This is a genomic window from Streptomyces sp. NPDC006283, from assembly GCF_040613325.1.
Taxonomy (GTDB): domain Bacteria; phylum Actinomycetota; class Actinomycetes; order Streptomycetales; family Streptomycetaceae; genus Streptomyces.
In genome coordinates this window covers 1-5,340 of record NZ_JBEXRZ010000325.1, presented here as the reverse complement: position 1 = coordinate 5,340, position 5,340 = coordinate 1, and the positions used below count along the sequence as shown (strand labels likewise).

Below are 5,340 nucleotides of genomic sequence, written 5' to 3'. Positions count from 1 at the left end.
GGGCGAGGTCCACTTATGCTCCTCTGTTTGGGTTCGCGGCCCACACCTGGGTCTGTTCGGAAGCGCGTCGGGGGCCTGCGGCCTTTCGCGGTCTGCGGAAGCGGGGGGTCCAAGGGCGCTTCGGCCGCCGTCTCAGACGCCGACCTTCTCGTCCTTCAGGGACTCGCGGATCATCTGCCGCAGCTCGGGCCCGTCCGTGTGTCCGTGGACGGAGACGGCGTGCTCCGTTGCCGCCCGTACGACCTCGTCCTCCTCACCGCTGATGGTGAGGGTGCATCCGGAGACGCTCGGGGTGTCGCGGCAGTCGACTACTTTCCTGGTCATGGGGCCTCCCGGACTCGTTCCATGCACCGCTCTTTCCAGGATAGATCCGGACGAAGAGGGCGAACCAATCGGGGCACAAGGCCGAATCACCCCGGGGCGCTACCAGCCCTCCAGGGGCGGGGTCGTGTCCGACGGAGGCACCGTCCACGGCTCGGCGACCGTCGCCCATGCCGTGAAGGCGATCACCGCCGCGACCAGCAGCACAAGCAACATCCTGTGCAGGGCGCGCCGGCGGCGCAGCAGTCGTGCGCCCTGTTCGGCGGCGAGCCGGCCGAGGCCGGCGGGGACTGCGGGGTGCGGGCCGTCCATCATCCGGCGGACCTCGTCCTCCTTGCGCTCGGGTCCGTTCATGACGCGACCTCGTCCTCGCGCTCGGGTCCGTTCATGACGCGATCCGCAGGACAGGGCGGTGCGGTGTGCGCCGGGGGCCGCGCATGGCGGCGACCGCGCGGGTGCATATGGCCCGCACCCGGTCCGCCGGCAGTCCGATGACCGCCGCCGTCTGCTCCTCCGCCACGCCCTCGTGCAGACGCAGCACGAGGATCAGCCGCTCCTGCGGGGTGAGGCGGTCCAGCACTCCGCCGCGCACCCGGTGGCAGCGCCAGGCGCTGCGCGCGAAGCGGACGGCGAGTTCCTGGCGGGTGCGGTTGTACGGGTCCTCGCCGCGCAGCCGGTCCCAGTCTGCGTACGTACGGGCCAGCGAGGCGGTCAGCAGCCGTTGTGCCAGGGGGTTGGCGGCCGGGGGTTCCGCCGTCAGCAGCGTCGCGACATGCAGCAGTCGGCTCGCCGCGCCTGCCACGAAGGCGTCGAACTCCCGGGCGCGACGGCGGTCCATGGCCGGGTTCCGCTCGCTCACGTCCTCATATAGGGCCCGGGGGCGGGCTCAGGTCAAGAGGTCGGCGTGGTCTCCGTGTCCGAGGCGGGCAGGCCCGCCTGGCGGGCGGAGAGCGCCGAGTTGAAACGCGTGAGCAGGGTGCAGAACGCTTCGCGCTCGCTCTCCGTCCAGCCTTCCGTGACCTGCGCCATGAGCTCGCGCCGCGAGTCGCGGACCTCCTGGAGCCGGGCCTGGCCGCGCGGGGACAGCTGGAGCACGACGGCGCGGCCGTCCTCCGGGTGCGAGGTGCGTTTGACCAGGCCGGTGTCGACGAGCGGCGCCACCTGCCGGGTCACGGTGGAGGAGTCGATGCCCATCGAGGCGGCCAGCGCCTTGACGCCCATCGGGCCTTCGATGTCGAGGCGGTTGAGCAGCAGGTACGCGGCACGGTCCATCGAGTTGCGGACCTGGCCGACTCCGCCGAGCCGGGTCTGCTCCGCGCGGCGGGCGAACAGGGCCACCTGGTGCTGGAGGGCATCGAGGAGACCGGGGCCGCCGGGCGGTTCGGAGGTGGGGTTCCCCCGAGAGGCAGACGCAGTGGTCGTCATGTCCTGAGAAGTGGGCATGGCTGCGGGGGCTCTCTTGTGCGGTGGTCGGTTGGTGGGGGACAGAGTACGCGGCCCCGGGCCCACGCGGAGCTGCGCTGCACAATCCGCCTCCGCTCCTGGCCCGGGATGCGGACGCCACCGCTTCTCATGGGCCGAACTGCGAGACTTGCGGCATGAGCTTCCGTGCGCCCGAGATCCTTCGCTCCGTGATCCTCGACGACATCCGGGGGGCGCAGAAGATGCTGTCCGGCGTCGCCAGAGTCACGGCGATGGAGGGCAGCAGGCACCTGTCGCAGCTGGTCGGGGCGCCCGTCCATCTCAAGTGCGAGAACCTGCAGCGCACCGGCTCCTTCAAGCTGCGCGGGGCGTACGTGCGGATCGCCGGGCTGCGGCCCGAGGAGCGGGCGGCGGGCGTCGTCGCCGCGTCCGCGGGCAACCACGCGCAGGGCGTGGCGCTGGCGTCGTCGCTGCTGGGCGTGCACTCCACGGTCTTCATGCCGGTCGGCGCCCCGCTGCCGAAGGTCGCGGCGACCAGGGAGTACGGCGCCGACGTGCGGCTGCACGGGCAGGTGGTCGACGAGACGCTGGCCGCCGCGCGGGAGTACGCCGACGAGACGGGCGCCGTCCTCATCCACCCCTTCGACCACCCCGACATCGTCGCCGGGCAGGGCACGGTGGGCCTGGAGATCCTCGAGCAGTGCCCCGAGGTGCGGACGATCGTCGTCGGGATCGGGGGCGGCGGTCTTGCGGCCGGTATCGCTGTCGCGGTGAAGGCGCTGCGTCCCGACGTGAAGGTGATCGGCGTGCAGGCGGAGGGCGCCGCGGCGTATCCGCCGTCGCTCGCGGCGGGGCGTCCGGTCTCCATCCGGGAGCCGTCGACGATGGCGGACGGCATCAAGGTGGGGCGCCCGGGCGATGTGCCCTTCAAAATCATTGGCGATCTTGTCGACGATGTCCGTACCGTCTCCGAGGACGCGCTCTCCAGTGCGCTGCTGCTGTGTCTCGAGCGGGCGAAGATGGTCGTCGAGCCGGCGGGGGCGAGCTCGGTGGCCGCGCTGATGAGCGATCCGAAGTCCTTCGAGGGTCCGGTTGTCGCCCTCCTGTCGGGCGGCAACGTGGACCCGCTGCTGATGCAGCGCATCCTGCGGCACGGCATGGCTGCGGCGGGCAGGTATCTGTCGCTGCGGCTGCGTCTGACCGACCGGCCCGGGGCCCTCGCCGGACTTCTCGGTGCGTTGTCAGTGGCGGATGCCAATGTTCTCGACGTGAGCCATGTACGCACCGACCCACGGCTGGGGCTCACGGAGGCGGAGGTGGAGCTGCATCTGGAGACGAAGGGCCCGGAGCACTGCGAGGAGGTCGCGGCGACGCTGCGCGCCGCGGGTTACACGGTCATGGGCTAGCCGGCCCGGACTCTCGACGTGCATGTATCGCGATACACGCGCAGGGTAACGCGACACACTTGAGAAACGCGATGTATCGCGTTACGGTAAGCCTTCTGCCATGCTCCCGCCAAAGTGGGATCACCGGCGGAACGAGTCCTGCTGCGCGGACGCACCCATCCACTTTTCACCTTGGGAGACCCCCTATGCCAGGCGCCATCTACGCCGAAGGTCTCGTGAAGACCTTCGGCGATGTACGGGCACTGGACGGCGTCGATCTCGACGTCCCCGAAGGCACGGTCCTCGGACTGCTCGGCCCCAACGGCGCCGGCAAGACCACGACCGTGCGTGTACTGACCACTCTGCTCCAGCCCGACAGCGGCTCCGCCGTCGTCGCCGGCATCGATGTCCTCAAGCACCCCAACGAGGTGCGCAGGTCCATCGGCCTCTCCGGCCAGTTCGCCGCCGTCGACGAGTACCTGACCGGCCGGGAGAACCTCCAGATGGTCGGGCAGCTCTACCAGATGAGCGCCAGGGACGCGAAGGCACGAGCGGTCCAGCTGCTCGAGCGCTTCAATCTCGCCGACGCAGCCGACCGTCCCGCCAAGACGTACTCCGGCGGTATGCGCCGCCGGCTCGACCTGGCCGCGGCACTGGTCGTCTCACCGCCCGTGATGTTCATGGACGAGCCGACCACCGGCCTCGACCCGCGCAACCGCCAGCAGCTGTGGGAGGTCATCCAGGAGCTCGTCGGCGGCGGTACGACACTGCTGCTGACCACGCAGTACCTGGAGGAGGCGGACCACCTCGCCGACGACATCTGCGTCGTCGACCACGGCAAGGTCATCGCCCGCGGCACCTCCGACCAGCTCAAGGCCCGCACCGGCGGCGAGCGTGTCGAGGTCGTGGTGCACGAGCCGGAGCAGATCGTCCCGGCCCGCGAGGTGCTCGCCTCCTACGGCAAGGGCGAGGTCGCCGTCGCCGAGCACACCCGCAAGCTCACCGTCCCGGTCACGGGCGGCGCCAAGCTGCTCGCCGAGGTCATCCGCGACCTCGACACCCGCGGCGTGGAGATCGACGACATCGGCCTGCGCCGCCCCACCCTCGACGACGTCTTCATCTCGCTGACCGGGCACGCGGCCGAGGTCGCGGACGCGGAAGCGGACACCGCAGACACCGAGGGGCAGGGCGACCGGTCCGGCCGCAAGTCCAGGAAGGAGGGCGCGAAGTGAGCGCCACCACAGAAGCCGCGCCGATCACGGCGCCCCGCCCCAAGGGCGGGATCGGGCAGTCGGTCGGCGACTCGCTGGTCGTGGCCAAGCGCAACCTGATCAGGATGGCGCGCATCCCGGAGATGATCATCTTCGGGCTTTTCCAGCCGATCATGTTCGTGGTGCTCTTCACCTACGTCTTCGGCGGCTCCATCCAGGTCGGCGGCTCCATCTCGCCCCAGGACTACCGCGAGTTCCTGATGGCGGGCATCTTCGCCCAGACCGTCACCTTCGCCACCGCGGGCGCCGGCGCCGGCATTGCCGACGACATGCACAAGGGCCTCATCGACCGCTTCCGCTCGCTGCCCATGGCGCGCGGCGCGGTCCTCACCGGCCGCACCCTCGCCGACCTCGTGCAGACGGCGTTCACGCTCGTCGTGCTCGCGGTCGTCGCACTGATCCTCGGCTGGCGGGTCCACGAGAACATCGGCAAGGTGCTGCTCGGCTTCCTGCTGCTGCTCTTCCTCGGGTACGCGTTCTCCTGGATCGGCGCGCTGATCGGCCTCTCGGTCCGCACGCCCGAGGCCGCCACCTCCGGCGGACTGATCTGGCTGTTCCCGCTGACGTTCATCTCGAACGCCTTCGTGGACGCCAACAACATGCCGGGCTTCCTGCGGACCATCGCCGAGTGGAACCCGTTCAGCGCGACCGTGCAGGCGTGCCGTGAGCTGTTCGGCAACCTGCCGCCCGGCTTCAAGGCGCCCGACGCCTGGCCCATGCAGCACCCCGTGCTGGCATCGGCGCTCTGGTCGCTGCTGATCCTGGTGGTGTTCCGCACCCTGGCGGTCCGCAAGTACCGCTCCGCCGCCGCCTGACCCGCGGCAACCGCACGAAGAAGGGGCCGGACCGCGTCACGAGTAGGTGGTGATCACGTTGTCCACGCTGCCGCCGGACCCGTACGCCTTGAGGTTGTACACGGAGCCGTCGGGTGCGACCAGGTC

7 protein-coding genes are annotated in these 5,340 nt (G+C 70.5%); 3 read left to right on the top strand and 4 right to left on the bottom strand.

The genetic code is table 11. The features are described 5' to 3' along the window. Positions 1–132: 132 nt before the first annotated feature. From ABZ070_RS35065 to ABZ070_RS35050, 4 genes are all read right to left on the bottom strand, one after another. On the bottom strand, positions 133–324 hold the full coding sequence (locus tag ABZ070_RS35065) for a DUF1059 domain-containing protein (RefSeq protein WP_356639986.1): 192 nt from the start codon (positions 322–324) through the stop codon (positions 133–135). Between the two features lie 99 nt (positions 325–423). Further along, a complete protein-coding gene (locus ABZ070_RS35060) occupies positions 424–675 on the bottom strand; it encodes a hypothetical protein (protein WP_356639984.1) in 252 nt (83 codons plus the stop codon). A 31-nt stretch (positions 676–706) separates the two neighbouring features. Continuing rightward, positions 707–1,180, bottom strand: a complete 474-nt coding sequence (locus ABZ070_RS35055; protein WP_356639982.1) for a sigma factor-like helix-turn-helix DNA-binding protein — start codon at positions 1,178–1,180, stop codon at positions 707–709. A gap of 32 nt (positions 1,181–1,212) precedes the next feature. Then, positions 1,213–1,746, bottom strand: coding sequence for a MarR family transcriptional regulator (locus ABZ070_RS35050; RefSeq protein ID WP_356639980.1), 534 nt, complete (start codon positions 1,744–1,746; stop codon positions 1,213–1,215). A gap of 173 nt (positions 1,747–1,919) precedes the next feature. Between ABZ070_RS35050 and ilvA the strand changes: the two genes are divergently transcribed. The 3 genes from ilvA to ABZ070_RS35035 all read left to right on the top strand — a co-directional run bounded on the left by ilvA (position 1,920) and on the right by ABZ070_RS35035 (position 5,214). Next, positions 1,920–3,149, top strand: a complete 1,230-nt coding sequence (gene ilvA / locus ABZ070_RS35045; protein ID WP_356639978.1) for a threonine ammonia-lyase — start codon at positions 1,920–1,922, stop codon at positions 3,147–3,149. A gap of 185 nt (positions 3,150–3,334) precedes the next feature. Then, the gene (locus ABZ070_RS35040; RefSeq protein ID WP_356639976.1) at positions 3,335–4,360 is read left to right on the top strand and encodes an ATP-binding cassette domain-containing protein; all 1,026 of its coding nucleotides are present in this window, start codon (positions 3,335–3,337) and stop codon (positions 4,358–4,360) included. After that, positions 4,357–5,214, top strand: a complete 858-nt coding sequence (locus tag ABZ070_RS35035; RefSeq protein ID WP_356639974.1) for an ABC transporter permease — start codon at positions 4,357–4,359, stop codon at positions 5,212–5,214. Before ABZ070_RS35040 ends, ABZ070_RS35035 begins: the two co-directional genes overlap by 4 nt. Positions 5,215–5,340: the final 126 nt, after the last annotated feature.

What these genes read in the sequence shown, in the direction of transcription:
- ilvA (WP_356639978.1), top strand. Translation starts at nt 1,920, where the DNA reads ATGAGCTTCCGTGCGCCCGAGATCCTTCGCTCCGTGATCCTCGACGAC.
- ABZ070_RS35050 (WP_356639980.1), bottom strand. Translation starts at nt 1,746, where the DNA reads ATGACGACCACTGCGTCTGCCTCTCGGGGGAACCCCACCTCCGAACCG.
- ABZ070_RS35060 (WP_356639984.1), bottom strand. Translation starts at nt 675, where the DNA reads ATGAACGGACCCGAGCGCAAGGAGGACGAGGTCCGCCGGATGATGGAC.
- ABZ070_RS35040 (WP_356639976.1), top strand. Translation starts at nt 3,335, where the DNA reads ATGCCAGGCGCCATCTACGCCGAAGGTCTCGTGAAGACCTTCGGCGAT.
- ABZ070_RS35065 (WP_356639986.1), bottom strand. Translation starts at nt 324, where the DNA reads ATGACCAGGAAAGTAGTCGACTGCCGCGACACCCCGAGCGTCTCCGGA.